Raw genomic sequence first — 17,497 nt, 5'->3', positions numbered from 1 at the left:
TTTTCCGGTGGAGTCGTTCCAGGCACGGTTCTATGCTTTGGCCCCATGAACCTACAAGACCCGCTGCTCCCGCCCCACGCCGAGATGGTCCGCGCCATGCTCGAACGAGACACCGCCTACGAGGGGTGTTTTTCACTGCGGTCAAGACCACCGGCATCTTCTGTCGTCCCAGTTGCACCGCGCGCAAGCCGAAGCCGGAGAATGTGGAGTTCTTCGCCCATGCCGACGAAGCCATGTCGGCCGGCTACCGGGCCTGCCTGCGCTGCAAGCCCCTGGACGCCGCTGCCATCGCGCCGGACTGGATCCAGGCCCTGCTCAAGGCGGTGGACACCGAACCCGACCTGCGCTGGACCGACGCCCTGCTGCTGGAACAAGGCATCGAACCGCTGAAACTGCGGCGCTGGTTCAAGCAACATTTCGGCATGACCTTTCACGCTTACCTGCGGACCCGACGTCTGGGCATTGCCCTGGGCGGTATCAAGGACGGCACTTCCATCGACAATGCTGCGTTTGATTCCGGTTATGAGTCGTTGAGCGGTTTTCGGGACGCCTTCGTCAAATCCTTCCACATCACACCGGGCCGCGCCGCCCTCAGCGAACCCTTGTTGTTTACCCGCCTGACCACGCCATTGGGGCCGATGCTGGCCATGGCCGAACGGCGTGGCCTGGTGCTGCTGGAATTCCTCGACCGCCCGGCCCTGACCCGGGAAATCGAAGAGTTGCAGCAGCGCTACGGCTACACGGTCGCGCCGGGGCACAACGCTCATTTGCAACAGATCGAAACCGAACTGGCCGACTATTTCGCCGGGAAACTCACTGCGTTCAGCGTCCCGTTGCACATGCCCGGCAGCGCCTTCGCCGCGCGGGTCTGGGCCGAGTTGCAAAAAATCCCCTACGGCGAAACCCGCAGCTACGGCGGCATCGCCACGGCCCTGGGCAGTCCTGGTGCCAGCCGCGCCGTGGGCCTGGCCAATGGACAGAATCGCCTGGCCATCGTCATCCCCTGCCACCGGGTGATCGGTGCAGACGGCTCGTTGACCGGTTATGGTGGCGGACAGCCGCGCAAGGCGTTTCTGTTGCGACTGGAAAAAGCCGCCGTGCAGGTCTCGCTACCGCTGGCGTTTTGATCGACCTGGAGAACGAGCACCTGATGCCTGTGCCCTACCATGACGCCAGTGTTTTTCTGGCGGGCCTGGACGAAGATTGGCGCCATCATGTCGAGGCGACTGGCCCCTGCCTGTTGCAACCCAAACCGGCCCGTGATCCCTATGAAGCCCTGGTGCGGGCGATTGCCTATCAGCAACTGCACGCCAAGGCCGGCGATGCGATTCTCGGTCGGCTGCTGGCGCTGTTCCCGGCGCTGACATTTCCCAGGCCTGCGCAGATCCTGGCGACTGCCTTTGCGCAAATGCGCAGCTGTGGGTTTTCCGCCAGCAAGATCGCGACCATCCAGGGCATCGCCCAGGCGGCCCTGGACGGGGGGGTGCCGGATTACGCCACGGCACTGGCCATGGAAGATGAAGCCCTGATCGAGCGCCTGACCGCGTTGCGCGGCGTCGGGCGCTGGACTGTGGAAATGCTGCTGATCTACAGCCTGGAGCGGCCCGACATCCTGCCGGCCGACGACTTTGGCGTGCGCGAGGGCTATCGACGGATGAAGGGGCTGGAGCACCAACCCAGCCGCAAGCAGATGGTCGAGATCGGCCTGGCCTGGAGCCCTTATCGGACGGTGGCGGCGTGGTATTTGTGGCGGGTGCCTAAGTGATATTGCCTGCACTGACGCCTTCGCGGGCAAGCCCGCTCCCACACTGACCGCAAGCGGGCAGGAAATTGGCGAACGACACAAATCCCCTGTGGGAGCGGGCTTGCTCGCGAAGGCGATTGCAGGGCCACTCTCAATTCAACGGTAAAACATTGACCGTCTAGACTGCCCAGAATCATTCCAACCCTGATTGGAGGTTCCCATGCAGCTCGAAGGATCCTGCCACTGCGGCGCGGTGTCATTCAGCCTGGCCTGTGCCCACCCCTACCCTTATCAACGCTGCTACTGCTCGATCTGTCGCAAGACCCAGGGCGGTGGTGGTTTTGCAATCAACCTGGGGGGCGATGCCCAGAGCCTGAAGGTGCGCGGTCGCAAACACATCTCGATCTACCATGCGCGGCTCAAGGATGAAGGTGAAAAACGTGCTCATCGCAGCAGTGCCGAACGGCATTTCTGTTCCCTTTGTGGCTCGGGACTATGGCTGTTCAGCCCCGAATGGCCGGAACTGGTGCACCCGTTTGCCTCAGCCATCGACACACCACTGCCGGTACCGCCGGAGCACACCCACCTGATGCTCGGTTCCAAGGCACCGTGGGTGGAGGTCGAGGCGCATAAGGGCGACCAGCAGTTCGATGTCTATCCCGAGGAATCCATTGCCCAGTGGCATGAACGCCTGGGGCTGGTCACTTAGAGATGCAGTGCTGCATAAGGCCCCATCGCGAGCAAGCTCGCTCCCACATTTAACTCTTCAGTGTTCACAAATAATGTGTACACAGAAAATTCCCTGTGGGAGCGAGCTTGCTCGCGATGGCGTCAGTACCGGTACCTCAACCCTATCGAGCCGGCACACCACTGTGAAACCGAAACTCCACATCCGGCGATTCGATCAGTTCCCGCTCGGCCTCACAGACCTTGTCGATCACCTGGGCAATGTCCTTGGCGTCGCCGTATTGGTAGGCCAGTTTCAGGTAACCCTGGAAATGCCGGGCTTCGCTCTTGAGCAAGCCGAAATAAAACTTGCCCAGTTCTTCGTCCAGATGCGGCACCAAGGCCTCGAAACGCTCGCAACTGCGGGCTTCGATAAAGGCGCCAACCACCAGGGTGTCCACCAGCTTGACCGGCTCATGGCTGCGTACCACCTTGCGCAACCCTGAGGCGTAACGCCCGGCGGAGAGCTGGCGCAAGCCGATCTTGCGCTTTTTCATCAAGCGCATGACCTGCTCGTGATGCACCAGCTCTTCCCGGGCCAGGCGCGACATCAGGTTGATCAGGTCAACGTGGGAATGGTACTTGGCGATCAGGCTCAGGGCGGTGCTGGCGGCCTTGAACTCGCAGTTCTTGTGGTCGATCAGCAAGGTTTCCTGGTCAGCCAGCGCGGCCTGGACCCAGGCATCGGGGGTGCGGCAACCAAGGAATTCGTGGATTTCGGGAAGGATCATGGGGCTCACGGAAAAAAGGTAGTCGAGCGAAGGGCGCCGATTATACCGGCCTGCCCCCAGACCACCAGTCACCGCCGTTGATATGCATCAAGTCGAGGACTCACCCATAGCAACTAGACTGCCCCACAACAACTATAGTTGAACAACGCCAGCCTTTTCATTGCAGGAGAACGCCGATCATGCAAGCCATTCGCAGCATTCTGGTGGTCATCGAACCCGAACATTCGGAAAGCCTGGCGCTCAAGCGCGCCAAGTTGATCGCCGGGGTGACCCAGGCCCACCTGCACCTGCTGGTGTGCGACAAAAAGCACGACCATGCCGGCATGCTCGGCGTGTTGAAGGCCGCGCTGTTGGCCGACGGCTACAGCGTCACCACCGAGCAGGCCTGGAACGAAAGCCTCTACGAAACCATCATCGACGTGCAGCAGGCTGAAGGTTGCGGGCTGGTGATCAAGCAGCACTTCCCCGACAGCCCATTGAAAAAAGCCCTGTTGACCCCGGCGGACTGGAAACTGTTGCGCCATTGCCCAACCCCGGTGCTGCTGGTGAAAACCGCGGGGTCCTGGAAGGACAAGGTGATTCTCGCGGCCGTGGACGTTGGCAATGCCGACGGCGAGCACCGTCACCTGCACAACACCATCATCGATCACGGCTACGACATTGCCATTCTGGCCAAGGCGCACCTGCATGTGATCAGCGCCCATCCCACGCCAATGCTTTCGTCCGCCGACCCGACGTTCCAGCTCAAGGAAACCATCGAGGCCCGTTATCGTGAGCAATGCCGGGCGTTCCAGGCCGAATTCGACATCGACGACCAGCACCTGCACATCGAAGAAGGCCCGGCGGATGTCTTGATTCCGTACATGGCGCGCAAGCTGCAGGCGGCGGTGACGGTGATCGGCACCGTGGCGCGTTCAGGACTGTCCGGGGTGTTGATTGGCAATACCGCCGAGGCGGTGCTCGATACGCTGGAAAGCGACGTGCTGGTGCTCAAGCCCCAGGAGGTCGAGGACCATCTGGTAGAGCTGGCGGTCAAGGAATAAACAAGCCGTGGCGAGGGGATTTATCCCCGTTGGACTGCGGAGCAGGCCCCATCAGCCCAAACGCCAGACGCCTGCTTCGCAGCCGAACGGGGATAAATCCCCTCGCCACAAAAGCTCCCGGGCACAAAAGCGCCTTTGCGCAAATGGCCAAGGGGTCAGCCGCCGATCGCATCCTTCAGGAACCCCGGCGCGATGTAGCGCTGGTAATGGGCTTCGGACAGGAGGAAAAATTCCCGATCAATGGCGTCGCGCAGGTCTGGCAGGTCCCAGTCGCGAAACTCCGGCATCAGCACCATGCCGTAGGCTTCCAGGTTGTTGATCACCCGCGCGCCCCGGGCGATCAACTGGTAGGCCCAGCAATATTCCGACTGATGCGGCACAAAGCGGATCTTGCGCGACTCCAGCTGCTGGCGCAGCAATTGCGGGTCGAAAACCTCCAACTTGGCCACCATCACCTGCACCAGCAGTTGCTCCAGGCGCATCCACACCGCGCGCTTTTCGTCCTCGTTGTAGCCGTTCCAGTGAATCACTTCATGGTGGAACCGCTTGCAGCCACGGCACACCAGGTCACCGTAGACAGTGGAGCAGAGGCCGACACAGGGGGTCTTGATGAGCTGGTTGGGCATAAGGAAAAGCACACGCAAAAGCAGGACAGGCCGGCATGTTAGCCCTTTGTCTAAGATTGATCACCCCTTCAAACTTCATGGCCCAACTTACCTTTAAGTTTTTTTTCCCGTAGAATCAGCCAGCCTTTTAAGGCGCCAATGTCCGTTAGAAGCTGTTTTCAAAGCGTCACGAGCACAGTCGTTCCTTCAGAGCGGTGTTGGCGAAGGGTCTTTCCAGCGGGGAAAGCCCAACGCCAACCCTCATCAGCTCCCCGTTCTGCAGGCGTAAAACTTTGAAAGCAGCTTCTGTGAGGAACCCCGGAAACCCTGGCGTGGAGGCCCAAAAAGCCCCCGACGCGCACGAGTACCGTGGGTTTCTGGATGAGCGTCCCGGACACCCATTTGGGACCACTGATGAGGGTAATAACTGTGCTTGAAGCCTACCGCAAACATATCGAAGAGCGCGCAGCCCTGGGTATCGTTCCCCAGCCGCTTAACGCCGAACAAACCGCAGGCCTGATCGAGCTGCTGAAAAATCCTCCGGCTGGCGAAGAAGCTTTCCTCGTTGACCTGATCACCAATCGCGTTCCGCCTGGAGTCGACGAAGCCGCCTACGTCAAGGCCGGTTTCCTGTCCGCCCTGGCCAAGGGCCAGGCCCAATCCCCCCTGCTGGACAAGAAGCGTGCCGTGGAACTGCTCGGCACCATGCAGGGCGGCTACAACATCGTGACCCTGGTGGAACTGCTGGACGACGCCGAACTGGCGCCGGTGGCCGCCAAGGAACTCAAGCACACCCTGCTGATGTTCGATGCGTTCCACGATGTGGCTGAAAAAGCCAAGAACGGTAACGTTCACGCCAAGGCCGTGCTGCAATCCTGGGCCGACGGCGAGTGGTTCAAGAACCGCCCTGTGCTGGCCGACAAGATCAGCCTGCGGGTGTTCAAGGTCACCGGCGAAACCAACACCGACGACCTGTCCCCTGCCCCTGACGCCTGGTCCCGCCCGGACATCCCGCTGCACGCCCTGGCCATGCTGAAAATGGCTCGTGAAGGCATCGTGCCGGATGAACAAGGCAAGACCGGCCCGATGAAGCAGATCGAAGAGATGCGTGGCCAAGGCTTCCCGATCGCCTACGTCGGTGACGTGGTCGGTACCGGTTCGTCGCGTAAATCGGCGACCAACTCGGTGCTGTGGTTCTTCGGCGACGACGTTCCTTTCGTCCCGAACAAGCGCGCCGGCGGTTTCTGCTTCGGCAGCAAGATCGCACCGATTTTCTACAACACCATGGAAGACGCCGGCGCCCTGCCGATCGAATTCGATGTGTCCAACATGCACATGGGCGACGTGATCGACCTGTACCCGCATGCTGGCAAAGTCTGCAAGCACGGTACCGATGAAGTCCTGACCACCTTCGAAATGAAGACCCCGGTCCTGTTGGACGAAGTTCGTGCCGGCGGCCGTATCCCGCTGATCATCGGCCGTGGCCTGACCGAAAAGGCGCGCGCCGAGCTGGGTCTGCCACCCTTCGACCTGTTCAAGAAGCCGGAAGCCCCCGCCGAAAGCACCAAGGGTTTCACCCTGGCGCAGAAGATGGTCGGCAAGGCTTGCGGTCTGGCAGAAGGCCAAGGCGTCCGTCCTGGTACCTACTGCGAACCGAAAATGACCACCGTGGGCTCCCAGGACACCACCGGTCCGATGACCCGTGACGAACTGAAAGACCTGGCGTGCCTGGGCTTCTCGGCTGACCTGGTGATGCAGTCCTTCTGCCACACCGCGGCCTATCCGAAGCCGATCGACGTGACCACCCACCACACCCTGCCTGACTTCATCATGACCCGCGGCGGCGTTTCCCTGCGTCCCGGCGACGGCATCATCCACTCGTGGCTGAACCGCATGCTGCTGCCAGACACCGTGGGTACCGGTGGCGACTCCCACACCCGTTTCCCGATGGGCATCTCGTTCCCGGCCGGTTCTGGCCTGGTCGCGTTCGCCGCTGCCACCGGCGTCATGCCGCTGGACATGCCGGAATCGATCCTGGTGCGCTTCAAAGGCAAAATGAAACCTGGCATCACCCTGCGTGACCTGGTTCATGCCATTCCATACTTCGCCATCCAGAACGGTCTGCTGACCGTCGAGAAGAAAGGCAAGAAAAACGCCTTCTCCGGTCGCATCCTGGAAATCGAAGGCCTGGAAGGCTTGACCCTGGAACAGGCTTTCGAATTGTCCGACGCCTCGGCCGAACGTTCGGCTGCCGGTTGCACCATCAAGCTGTCGAAAGAGTCGATCACCGAGTACCTGCAGTCGAACATCACCCTGCTGCGCTGGATGATCGGCGAAGGCTACGGCGATGCACGCACCCTGGAACGTCGCGCCCAAGCGATGGAAGCCTGGATCGCCGACCCGCAACTGATGGAAGCCGATGCCGACGCCGAATACGCCGAAGTCATCGAAATCGATCTGGCCGACATCAGCGAGCCTGTGCTCTGCGCGCCGAACGATCCGGACGATGCCCGTCTGCTGTCCAGCGTTGCTGGCGAGAAGATCGACGAAGTGTTCATCGGTTCGTGCATGACCAACATCGGTCACTTCCGCGCCGCCGGTAAACTGCTGGAGCAGGTCAAGGGTCAGCTGCCAACTCGTCTGTGGCTGTCGCCGCCGACCAAGATGGACGCTCACCAGCTCACCGAAGAAGGCTACTACGGCATCTATGGCAAGGCCGGTGCACGGATGGAAATGCCAGGCTGCTCGCTGTGCATGGGTAACCAGGCACGCGTCGAGCCGAACTCTACCGTGGTGTCGACCTCGACCCGTAACTTCCCGAACCGTCTGGGTGACGGCGCGAACGTCTACCTGGCTTCGGCCGAGCTGGCGTCCGTTGCATCCATCCTGGGTCGCCTGCCGACCGTCGAGGAGTACATGGAATACGCCGGCAAGATCGACAGCATGGCGGCGGACGTGTACCGCTACCTGAGCTTCGACCAGATCGCCGAGTTCCGTGAAGCAGCTGCAAACGCCAACATCCCGGTCGTTCAAGCGTAAAGCTTAAAACGCCCGACTAAAAACGCCGCCCTTCTTGCGAGGGGCGGCGTTTTTTTATGCCTGTCATTTCGATGCCAGCCGAACCACCGCCATCGCGAGCAAGCCCGCTCCCACAGGGGAGTTGTGGTGGATGCAAGTTCTGTAAACACCCGAAACCAATGTGGGAGCGAGCTTGCTCGCGAAGACGGCGGCACATCCAACATCCCTGCCAGCTGACCCACCGCTTTCGCGAGCAAGCCCGCTCTCACAGGGGATTTGGGGTGATTGCAATTTCCATGAACACCCCAAAACCAATGTGGGAGCGAGCTTGCTCGCGATGACGGCGGCAAATCCAATATCCCTGCCAACTGAACCACCGCTATCGCGAGCAAGCTCGCTCCCACAGGGGATTTGGGGTGATTGCAATTTCCATGAACATCCCAAAACCAGTGTGGGAGCGGGCTTGCCCGCGAAGACGGCGGCACATCCAACATCCCTGCCAACTGAACCACCGCTATCGCGAGCAAGCCCGCTCCCACAGGGGATTTGGGGTGATTGCAATTTCCATGAACATCCCAAAACCAGTGTGGGAGCGGGCTTGCCCGCGAAGACGGCGGCACATCCAACATCCCTGCCAGCTGACCCACCGCTTTCGCGAGCAAGCCCGCTCCCACAAGGTGGATGGTCAGGCCATCAGGGAATAGACCAATGCTGTAATCGCCACCAAACCCACCAACGCTACAAAAACATTGGAGGCCTGGCCGCGATAACGGGCCATGGCTGGGACTTTGTGGATGGCGTACATCGGCATCAGGAACAGGATCGCCGCGATGATCGGGCCGCCCAGGGTTTCGATCATGCCCAGGATGCTCGGGTTGAGCGTGGCGACGATCCAGCACACCACCAGCATGAACGCCGCCGTCAGGCGGTCCAGGGTCTTGGGTGCCGGGCGACGGCCGCTCTTGACGATCAGGCCCTTGAGGCCTTCGCTGGCGCCGATGTAATGCCCGAGGAAGGACTTGGAGATCGCCACGAACGCAATCAATGGCGCGGCAAAGGCGATGGTCGGGTTACTGAAATGATTGGCCAGGTACGACAGGATCGACAGGTTCTGCGCCTTGGCCTCGGCCAGTTGTGCCGGGGACAGGGTCAGCACGCAACTGAACACGAAGAACAGCACCATCACCACCATCAGCACATGGGCCCGCGACAGGATCTGCGAACTGCGCTCCTCGGCGTTGGCGCCGTAGCGACGCTTCTGGTCCACCGCGAACGCCGAGATGATCGGCGAGTGGTTGAACGAGAACACCATCACCGGAATCGCCAGCCACAGGGTATGCAGCAGGGCCGATGTCTCAGGCGGCGTCGACGCCGTGGTCAGGATGCCGCCGTTCCAGTGCGGGATCAGAAACACCGCCAGGAACAGCAGCGCAACGATAAACGGATAGACCATCAGGCTCATGGCCTTGACGATCGCCTGCTCGCCGCAACGCACCACGGCCAGCAGCCCCAGGATCAGCACCAGGGACAGCACGGCCCGAGGGGGTGGCTGGATATGCAGCTGATGCTCAAGAAAGCTGCCCACGGTATTGGTCAGCGCCACGCTGTAGATCAGCAGGATCGGGAAAATCGCAAAGAAGTACAGCAACGTGATCAGCGCACCAGCCTTGAGGCCGAAATGCTCCTCCACCACCTCGGTGATGTCCGCGCCGTCGCGACCGGACAACACAAAACGGGTCAGCCCCCGGTGTGCGTAAAACGTCATGGGAAATGCCAGCACTGCCAGGATCACCAGCGGCCAGAAACCACCCAGGCCTGCATTGATCGGTAAAAACAGCGTACCTGCACCGATGGCGGTGCCAAACAGCCCCAGCATCCAGGTGGTGTCATGACGACTCCATTGGCTGAGGGTGGCTGGGACTGTCGTTTCAAAGCGCTCTTCGACGCTGTTGGCCTGATCATTCATCCGGTCGGATCTCCGCTTTCCGGTCACATGCACCCGGCCGGGACGAGTCGGAAAACCCCGACAGGCAGCGCCCTGGCCGAAACAGGGGCGCGATTGTCCGGGATTCACGATCAGAAGCAAAGACTTAGCTGAGGAGCGGTTGTCACCGTCACAGGTGATACCAGCGCATTCGGGAAATGGTCGCAGCCCGTCAATGAGTGCCCATGCCCACTATCGAACCCGCACAAACTCAATGTTCACGCGGCCTCCGTCCGGGCGCGTGAATGTCTCATACATCCGTTCACCCTCAACTTTGAGCTGTAGTTGCTGCTCCGTTCGAACGCTTCCCACCCAGTTAGGAAACGTGGAGCCTTCGACGCGGTTGCCCGAGAAATGGCCGTGTTTGTCTACGGCGTATGTACCGAAAAATCCAATGCTCGATGCCATGGCGCGCCTGTTTTCAGCGTCGGTGCCGCCCCCGCGTGCGTCAGATTGGAAACGTGGGGTGTCGCCATTGGTCAACACCTCGACAAAGTGCATGTCGGGCGTGAAGACGAGCATGCCTTGGGGATTCTCGCCATAGGGTCGATCGATCTGGCCATCGCGTTCAAGCGTCGCGCTCACCATGCGCCAGGTGCCGGCAATCTGATTGGGCCCGGCGATAGGCAGCCGGGGCTCGCTGGCCCCGCCGACGCTGGAAATGGCGAGAAGAAGTACGAGCAGCCACTTCATACCTCGTCCGCCGTCAGGGTCTGTTTTCATCGTGAGCTTCCCCTTGAGATTTCCCCTGAGTATATGAGCCAGGAAAACCTACAATAAACCGCCCCCCTACGAACGAGTTGGTTAAAAATATTCATCAATGGCCGACATCGACCTTTGCGATCTAACACAGCTTGAGTCGTCGAGATGAGCATCACGCCGCAGCGGGGGCTGCCGGCCCACCGCAAGGGCGACGCCGAATTCGAAATGCACATAAAAAGCCTCAACCCCCCTGCCTTCGACTCCTACAATCAGGTTGAATACTGAAATCGATCCAGCGCCCACAGGAGCACAGCATGACCGCAACCGTTCTGGTACTGGTTGAAACCGTCAATGAATACCTGCCGATTCTTGAGCGTCAGGGCTATCACCTGGAATTGGCGCCAACGCCTGCCGAACGCAAGACGGCGATTTTTGAACACGGTGAGCGGTTCAGCGCGGTGCTGACACGCGGTCCCCTCGGGTTGACGGCGGAAGAAATCGCCGCCCTGCCCAACCTGCGGATTATCTGCGTGATCGGCGCCGGGTACGAACAGGTGGACCTGCAGGCCGCCAGTAATCGCGGCATCGCAGTGACCAACGGCGCCGGGGTCAACGCCTCGTCGGTGGCCGACCATGCCATGGCGCTGCTGTTGGCGCTGGTGCGCGATATTCCCCGCTCCGATGCCGCCCTGCGCCGGGGCGAATGGCCAAGAGGCACACGCCCTTCCTTGGCCGGCAAACGCCTGGGCATATTGGGTCTCGGCGCGGTAGGCATGGCGGTCGCCAAACGAGCCGCCCTCGGCTTCGACATGAGCGTCAGCTACCACAACCGCCGGGTGCGCAACGACGTGCCCTACACGTTCTGCGCCACCCCCACCGAGTTGGCCCGGGTCTCGGATTTCCTGATCATCGCGACGCCCGGGGGCCTGGACACCCGGCAGTTGATCAACAAACAGGCCCTTGATGCGCTGGGGCCCAACGGCTTTTTGGTGAACATTGCCCGGGCCAGCGTGGTCGCCACCGCTGACTTGGTCAACGCCTTGGAGCACCGACGCATCGCCGGTGCGGCCCTGGATGTATTCGATCACGAGCCCGAAGTGCCCGAGGCGCTGAAGAACCTGCCCAACGTCGTCCTCACGCCCCATGTGGCCGGCCTGTCGCCAGAAGCGACCCGTGGCACGGTGGAGCTGGTGGGCCAGAACCTCTCGGCCTTCTTTTCCGGCAAACCGCTGCTCACGCCTGTGCCGTTACCTGATGCCCAGGATTAAAGAACCCCTAGCAACGTCCACAACCGCCGGGATTCGGCATCGGCACTGATCAGTTCGCCCAACAGCTCGCTCAGCGGTTTGTTGCCCCACTCCACGCCGCGCCGGATCAGGTAAGGCACCGGGCTGTGGGGTTCGGTGCGGGCCAGGTAACCGGCGATGACCAGCAGCTGTCGATAAGCTTCTTCGCGGCTGGCCGGCTCTTGGAAAACCTGGGCAGGTGCGAGCTGCGGCTGAGAGGTCGATGTCGTAGCCTCGGGAGACGTTGGCACTGGAGTGAAGGTGGGTTGCTGTGGGTGCATCGCGATGAACTCCTCTACCAGTGTCAGCAAGGCCTGTATCACGTCCTGCAAGGATCGGTAGCCCGGGGCCTGGTTGCCCAGGTAAGCGTCGCTCCAGGCGTCGAGCCGTTGCAGGTGCTGCAAACTCAGCATCAGGCTGCCCTGGCGATGCAACCAGAACGACAGCGGCGTGGTGCGAATCAGTTCGCTGAGTTTCTTTTGCTCGTTGCGCGCCGCTTCGGCCGAGGCCTTGGCGTTCTTGCTGTCGTTGCCCAGCACTTGCTGGCGCTGCAGACGTTGCCAGTCATCCAGGCAAAAACCGGCGAACGCCTGGTCCCGGCCATCGAACAACGGCACTCGCGTCAGCAACACTTCGCTGTAGCGGCGGGCCAGCCACTCCAGCGGGATCACCCGCCACGACTGATCACCCTCGTCGGCCTGGGGGTGCAACTGCTCGGGATAGCGTTCACACAGGCCCGTCACCAAGGCCAGGCTGCCCGGCAATCCTTCCAGCCCCGCCAGGTGCAACCAGGCCTCCCCCAGCCAGGCACTGATCATCAAGTCCTTGCTGCGCTCAAGCAACAGCGTGGTGGCGAGTCTTTCCAGCTCCGGCCATTGGCCGCGCTTGATCGAAGACTGCCACACGCCGGTGGGCAGGCTGGTGTCGTCCTCGCGGCGCAACTCGCGCAGCAGGTCGTATTCCGGTTCGTAGCGCAGGTCCTGGCCGCAAGGCGATTCGACGCTGAGGGGCTCGAGCAGCTGGCTGACTCGGTCGGGCAAGGGGGATATCGACAAACTCACGGGCCTTCCTCACGAGTGGCGATGGCGGGACTCGTTGAGGTCGCCATAAACGGTGAACGGGGTGCCCGCGTCGGCAGCGGCGGGATCGACAGGGGCAGCTTTGAGCCCTGACTCATCAACGACAAGCGCACGAACATCAACGTTTGCTGCGCCGTGCGGGCCTGGGCCTGGGCCGTCACCGGCAGTTGCAGGGCCAGCGGAAAATCGGTGTAGTCGATATTGGGCTGGCGTTGCGCCGACACCAACGAACGCATCAGCCGCAACAACGACCAGGGTCCCTGGTACTCCCAGCCGGCTTCCAGGTCACGCACCACCAGGTTTGGTTGCAAGGGGTCGTTGGCCGGGCGCTGGTAGCCGTTGCGGGCCCAGCGCAAGGTCAGGCGCACGGGCTGTCCGACCATCCAGCGCAGGTTCTGCTGGGCTACACCGGGGTAGCTGATCTGCTGGTTACCGGCGTTCAAGCCCCAGGCAATCACTTGGTCGGCGCCACGCTCTTCATCGCGGTCGGTGCGCCAGCGCACGTCCATTTCCACGCCAAGAATGCCGCTCTTGTCCCGCACGAACAACGGCCCGAGCCAGGTGCCGGCCTGTTTCAAACGGTTGAGGAAATCTTCCGCCGCCAACCGCTCCGGCGTCTGGCTCAGCGTCAGCCCGGCCTGGGCCAGGGGCAAGCGCGTGTCGATCAACTCCAGCAGGCGCTGCACCCGCGCCGGGTCGGCATCGCTGGCCCGCACATCCTGGGAAAACGGAAAGCGCCCGGCCAGGTACTGATTGAAATAGTTGGCCAGGTCATTCCAGGCGGTCGCCGCCTGGTTCTGTTGCAGGTACAGGCAACGTTGCAGGGCGCTCTGCTGTAGCGCGACCGTGCGCTGGGCCAGGTCGCCGCGGCCACCGGACAGGCTGGAGGTTTGCAAGATCTGCGCGCAGGACGTGGTGTCCATCTCGATGAAGTCCCGACTCACTAACTGCTCCAGTTGAGCGGCGGAACTGGCCGGGTTCTGGTTCTTGTACTTGAGCAATTCATCGTTGAGGGCCATGAACCGCGCCACCTGATCGTGCTCGAGGGCCGACAGGTTGTCCTGCTGGACAATCAGCCATTCCAGGGCCGGCATGCGCTGCTCGGCGATCTGCAGCATGGCGTCAAATTGCTGGTTCAGGTTCAGCTTCAGATCTTGTGGGTCGCTGGCGCCGTACAGCTGCAAGCCGAAGTTTTTCGAACCGTCCCAACGCTGGATATCGGCCCGCTGGCTGAACAGTGGCTGGGCATCGATTTCGTCCAGGCCGCTCTTGATCTGCGCCAATGCACGGCGATTGAGCAGGCGCTGGAAACGCACCGCCAGATCGCTGCGGTGCACATCCATGAAGGCTTTTTGCAGCGCCACGGCCTGGGACGTCTGCACATTGAAGCCCATGCCGGGTAACGACGCGTCGCTTTCGTCCAGGCTCAACCACATGGCTCGCGCCGCAGCGCCTTCGGCGGCCTGTATCAAGGCGTCACGGTAATCCGGCGGGATGCGCGGCAGCTCGTCGTTGGCATAGCTCTTGTAGCTGGCGAAGTAGTTCAGGGCGCCACTGAAATCATCGCTGCCGTCGCCCTGCCCCATCGAATCGGAATTGCCGTCCAAGGGGTCTTTCTGCATGGCCAATGCTACGAAATCACGTTTGAACAGGGCTTGCACCGCACCGTCCAGCGCAGTGACATGGTCTTGCAACACCAGCAAGCCACTGCCCTGCTGCACCAGCAGATTGTCCCGGGAACCGCTCTGGACGATCCACTGGTCGCGAAAACTCTGCTGCAGCTTTGCCGCCTGGCTCTCCAGATCCTGTTCGATATCCGGCCCCAGCAAGGTGCTGTGACTGACCTTGTCCATCATCTGGGTGTAACCGGGCACCAGGTCCTGGCCCTTGCCCCGTCCCCAGGCCGAATTGGTCAGGCTGACCAGCGTCTGCAAATCGTCGATCAGCGCCATCAGGTCTTCGAGTTCGCTCAGGGAGTTTCCACTGCCCGCCTCCAGGCGTTGCAGATGCAACTTGAGATAGCCGGCCTGGCGCACGAAGTTGTCCGCCAGGAAATAATGATCGAGCCAGCGCTGCATCAGGCCGGTGAAGTTATCGGAGACCACCGGGCGCGCGGCGTTCAGGTCCAGCCCTTGCAGATCGGTGTTTTGCGAATCGAACAGCACCCGGTTGTAGAACCGTGCCCGACTCAAGGTGCCGGTGTTGAGGCTCAGCGACAAGGCGTTGTTACTCAGTTGCACCAGCTCGTCCAGCGGCGCCTTGGGGTTGTTCACCGCCTGGCTGAATATCTGATTGTGCTGCTCGAGGCGAACCGCGCGGTCCACCAGTTCCTTGGCCTTCACATAGCTCTGCCATTGCGCCGGGTCTTCGCTTTGCACATTGCCGCGGCGCTCGGTGTTGCGGATGGACTTGAGCTGTTCCAGGTCCGACTCCAGCAGGTCACGCAGGGGCAGTACCCAATGGTGCCGGGCGGTCAGGCGCAAGCCGTCTTGCAGTTGCGTGTCCACCGAGGAAAACCAGGAAGTGGGGAACACCACTGAGACGAAGCGCCAGCTCGGGGCTTTTTCCAGCACGTTCCAGTAGTTCTGTACGTTGTGTCGGGTCGGCTCCAGTTGCGGCTCGTCGGGGTCGACCGCGAGGTGGTTCTTATGGGCGCTGAGGATCAATCGCGACAGCTCCTGCGCCTGTTCCACCGAGTCGTGCCAGACCCAGACCATCCCCCCCAGCCAGACCAGCCCGACCACCAGCGCCATCGCACCGGCCAACCGATGCCAGCGCTGGCGCAAGCGCAGCAGACGCGGCACAGGCTGGGCCAGGCCACGTTCGGCCACCAGCCGTCGCGCCCACAGCTGGCGGGCGAACACCGTTTGCCGCAGGACGCTGTCGGTGGCGGCGAACCCGTCCGCACTGACCGCCGGCGCCTGGCTGGCGGTGAAATACACACCGCGAAAACGCGGCGCTTCGCCTTGGGCATTGCCCTGGAACACCGGCTCCAGGAGGATCTGCAAGGCCCGCCGCAAGCCTTCGAAGCGCTCGGGCAAACCGTAGAGATCGGTGCTCAGTTGGCCCGCCAGCGCACCGATTTCAATGATCGATTGCGACAGCGCGGCGTTGACCTGATCCAGCGCCTGATCGCTCCAATGCGATTGCCACGCCGCATCAGGCGGGTAAGGCGACGACCAGCCCAATGTCGACTCCCGGGCCTCGGCGGGCAGTGCGCTGACCAGTTCCTGGAAGCCGGGCAACTGCTCCATCCCGGTGATCACCACGTACACCGGCAGGCTGAGACCGAACCGTTGCAGAAGGTCGATAAAACACCGCCGGACCTTGAGGCTCAACTCGGTGGTGTGCTCGATGTCGTCGAGCTTGCCGAAGGGAACGGTCCAGATCACCGCGTCCAGCGGCCGTTTGCTGCGCAACCGCAGGATCAGTCCCAACAAGCGCCACCAGTTGCCCCGTTGCCGGTTCATGCCTTCATCGGGCAGGAACAACGCCTGGGGCACCACCAACACCGCGCCTTCGGCATCCGACCACCAGCGCCCGAACCAGGCGGCCTTGTCCGTCGGTTGCAAACGCCACTGGGCGCACAACTGCGCGCCGTCCGTTTCATTGCCGAGCATCAACAACCAGGGCATCTGATAACGGTCCCGGGTGCCCTGCTCCTGCTCCATGTGGCGCACCGCCCCATAGAAACTGCGGATCGCCGCACCACCCTGGGTCCGCAGCCACCAGATCACGGCCACGATCAACAGCACCAGGACGATGGCGAGCAGCACCAGGGCGATGATGCTCAAGGGGCTCATGAGTCCTGCTCCTGGACCACCGACTCGTTCAGTTGCAGCACCGGCTCGAGCTCCGAACGAATGTCACGCCAGAACACCTGCCCCAACCCGGTCAGCAACACCACCATCGCCAGGATCGCCAACCCCAGGCGCACCCCGTCCGGCAGTGACTGCTGCACCGGCATGCGCACCGGCACCGCCGCCGAAGACATCGCCAGGCGCTCACTGACATCGACATAATCGGGATCGTGCTGCCAGGCAAACGTGAACAGCGCCAAGCGCCATTTTTCATGCTGGATCTGACCGGGCTCGCCGCGCAGCCGGCCTTGGAAGCCGAGGACCAGGCATTGCAGGTAGACATTGGCCAGGTCCCGGGTGCCGGGCATCTGCTCATCCAGCAGTTTCTTGATGGCGGCGGGCAGCCGCTCGCCGGCCTGGCGACTGGCATACATGCGCGATTCGAGCGGGTGCTGCTGCCAGGCCAGTTGCCCCGGCCACGGGGTGAACAGCAAGGTTTCGTCCACCAACGCCACGAAGGCGTAGACCAGTGCCTTGACCTGTTCGGTGGCGGCATCGCCGACGGTGGCAAAGGCCACCCGCCACAAGCGCTGGGCGCTGCGCCCGGAAAACTCCACCACCCGGTTGACCAATACCGCAGGGTCGCTGTCCCTGGGCAAGTCCTGCCACTCCTGGGACCACTTCAGCCAGGCCTGACGAAAAGCGCTGCTCAGCGGCGCCTCATGCAGACCCCGAACCGCACCGCCACTTCCGTCAGGCATACGACTCCCCTTTTGCAA

General features: G+C 61.9%; 12 protein-coding genes and 1 pseudogene. 6 read left to right on the top strand and 7 right to left on the bottom strand.

The features are described from left to right. Positions 1-45 precede the first annotated feature (45 nt). From LOY70_RS12715 to LOY70_RS12705, 3 genes and pseudogenes are all read left to right on the top strand, one after another. Positions 46-1,127, top strand: a pseudogene (locus LOY70_RS12715) (bifunctional transcriptional activator/DNA repair enzyme AdaA). 23 nt (positions 1,128-1,150) lie between these two features. After that, positions 1,151-1,765 (top strand): DNA-3-methyladenine glycosylase family protein, encoded by a 615-nt coding sequence (locus tag LOY70_RS12710; RefSeq protein WP_265037161.1) that lies wholly within the window; start codon positions 1,151-1,153, stop codon positions 1,763-1,765. A gap of 199 nt (positions 1,766-1,964) precedes the next feature. After that, positions 1,965-2,453 (top strand): GFA family protein, encoded by a 489-nt coding sequence (locus tag LOY70_RS12705; RefSeq protein WP_265037159.1) that lies wholly within the window; start codon positions 1,965-1,967, stop codon positions 2,451-2,453. A 142-nt stretch (positions 2,454-2,595) separates the two neighbouring features. On the opposite strand, the gene LOY70_RS12700 is transcribed toward LOY70_RS12705, so the two are convergent. Next, positions 2,596-3,201 (bottom strand): tRNA-(ms[2]io[6]A)-hydroxylase, encoded by a 606-nt coding sequence (locus LOY70_RS12700; RefSeq protein ID WP_265037157.1) that lies wholly within the window; start codon positions 3,199-3,201, stop codon positions 2,596-2,598. A gap of 179 nt (positions 3,202-3,380) precedes the next feature. Here LOY70_RS12700 and LOY70_RS12695 point away from each other — a divergent pair, with 179 nt between their 5' ends. Continuing rightward, entirely contained in the window at positions 3,381-4,244 is an 864-nt protein-coding gene (locus tag LOY70_RS12695) for a universal stress protein (protein ID WP_265037155.1), read from the top strand. Positions 4,245-4,399: 155 nt separating this feature from the next. Here LOY70_RS12695 and LOY70_RS12690 read toward each other — a convergent pair whose 3' ends face one another. Continuing rightward, positions 4,400-4,870, bottom strand: coding sequence for a DUF1289 domain-containing protein (locus LOY70_RS12690; protein WP_025213254.1), 471 nt, complete (start codon positions 4,868-4,870; stop codon positions 4,400-4,402). 408 nt (positions 4,871-5,278) lie between these two features. Between LOY70_RS12690 and acnB the strand changes: the two genes are divergently transcribed. Further along, positions 5,279-7,888, top strand: a complete 2,610-nt coding sequence (gene acnB / locus LOY70_RS12685; protein ID WP_265038026.1) for a bifunctional aconitate hydratase 2/2-methylisocitrate dehydratase — start codon at positions 5,279-5,281, stop codon at positions 7,886-7,888. Positions 7,889-8,552: 664 nt separating this feature from the next. On the opposite strand, the gene LOY70_RS12680 is transcribed toward acnB, so the two are convergent. Together LOY70_RS12680 and LOY70_RS12675 are read right to left on the bottom strand one after the other, a co-directional pair. Then, positions 8,553-9,833, bottom strand: a complete 1,281-nt coding sequence (locus LOY70_RS12680) for a serine/threonine transporter (protein ID WP_265037152.1) — start codon at positions 9,831-9,833, stop codon at positions 8,553-8,555. A 210-nt stretch (positions 9,834-10,043) separates the two neighbouring features. After that, positions 10,044-10,574 carry a lipocalin-like domain-containing protein gene (locus tag LOY70_RS12675; RefSeq protein WP_265037150.1) on the bottom strand — a complete coding sequence of 177 codons (531 nt, stop codon included), beginning with the start codon at positions 10,572-10,574 and terminating at the stop codon, positions 10,044-10,046. Positions 10,575-10,867: 293 nt separating this feature from the next. On the opposite strand from LOY70_RS12675, the gene LOY70_RS12670 reads away from it, so the two are divergent. Further along, on the top strand, positions 10,868-11,821 hold the full coding sequence (locus LOY70_RS12670; RefSeq protein ID WP_265037148.1) for a 2-hydroxyacid dehydrogenase: 954 nt from the start codon (positions 10,868-10,870) through the stop codon (positions 11,819-11,821). Here LOY70_RS12670 and tssA read toward each other — a convergent pair. Genes tssA through LOY70_RS12655 form a run of 3 tightly spaced genes read right to left on the bottom strand, consistent with a single transcriptional unit; the run spans position 11,818 to position 17,479 of the window. Beyond that, entirely contained in the window at positions 11,818-12,900 is a 1,083-nt protein-coding gene (gene tssA / locus LOY70_RS12665; protein WP_265037146.1) for a type VI secretion system protein TssA, read from the bottom strand. The two genes, LOY70_RS12670 and tssA, sit on opposite strands and share 4 nt — an antisense overlap. After that, positions 12,897-16,721 (bottom strand): type VI secretion system protein, encoded by a 3,825-nt coding sequence (locus tag LOY70_RS12660; RefSeq protein WP_265037144.1) that lies wholly within the window; start codon positions 16,719-16,721, stop codon positions 12,897-12,899. The genes tssA and LOY70_RS12660 overlap by 4 nt, the downstream gene beginning before the upstream one ends. Then, a complete protein-coding gene (locus LOY70_RS12655) occupies positions 16,718-17,479 on the bottom strand; it encodes a DotU family type IV/VI secretion system protein (RefSeq protein ID WP_265037143.1) in 762 nt (253 codons plus the stop codon). The genes LOY70_RS12660 and LOY70_RS12655 overlap by 4 nt, the downstream gene beginning before the upstream one ends. Positions 17,480-17,497 lie beyond the last annotated feature (18 nt).

It is taken from the genome of Pseudomonas sp. B21-054 (genome assembly GCF_026016345.1).
Lineage (GTDB): Bacteria > Pseudomonadota > Gammaproteobacteria > Pseudomonadales > Pseudomonadaceae > Aquipseudomonas.
This window is presented reverse-complemented; position numbering and strand designations above follow the sequence as displayed.

Coding starts and splice junctions, on each gene's coding strand:
- LOY70_RS12710 (WP_265037161.1), top strand. CDS start 1,151: ATGCCTGTGCCCTACCATGACGCCAGTGTTTTTCTGGCGGGCCTGGAC.
- LOY70_RS12705 (WP_265037159.1), top strand. CDS start 1,965: ATGCAGCTCGAAGGATCCTGCCACTGCGGCGCGGTGTCATTCAGCCTG.
- LOY70_RS12700 (WP_265037157.1), bottom strand. CDS start 3,201: ATGATCCTTCCCGAAATCCACGAATTCCTTGGTTGCCGCACCCCCGAT.
- LOY70_RS12695 (WP_265037155.1), top strand. CDS start 3,381: ATGCAAGCCATTCGCAGCATTCTGGTGGTCATCGAACCCGAACATTCG.
- LOY70_RS12690 (WP_025213254.1), bottom strand. CDS start 4,870: ATGCCCAACCAGCTCATCAAGACCCCCTGTGTCGGCCTCTGCTCCACT.
- LOY70_RS12680 (WP_265037152.1), bottom strand. CDS start 9,833: ATGAATGATCAGGCCAACAGCGTCGAAGAGCGCTTTGAAACGACAGTC.
- LOY70_RS12675 (WP_265037150.1), bottom strand. CDS start 10,574: ATGAAAACAGACCCTGACGGCGGACGAGGTATGAAGTGGCTGCTCGTA.
- LOY70_RS12670 (WP_265037148.1), top strand. CDS start 10,868: ATGACCGCAACCGTTCTGGTACTGGTTGAAACCGTCAATGAATACCTG.
- LOY70_RS12660 (WP_265037144.1), bottom strand. CDS start 16,721: ATGAGCCCCTTGAGCATCATCGCCCTGGTGCTGCTCGCCATCGTCCTG.
- LOY70_RS12655 (WP_265037143.1), bottom strand. CDS start 17,479: ATGCCTGACGGAAGTGGCGGTGCGGTTCGGGGTCTGCATGAGGCGCCG.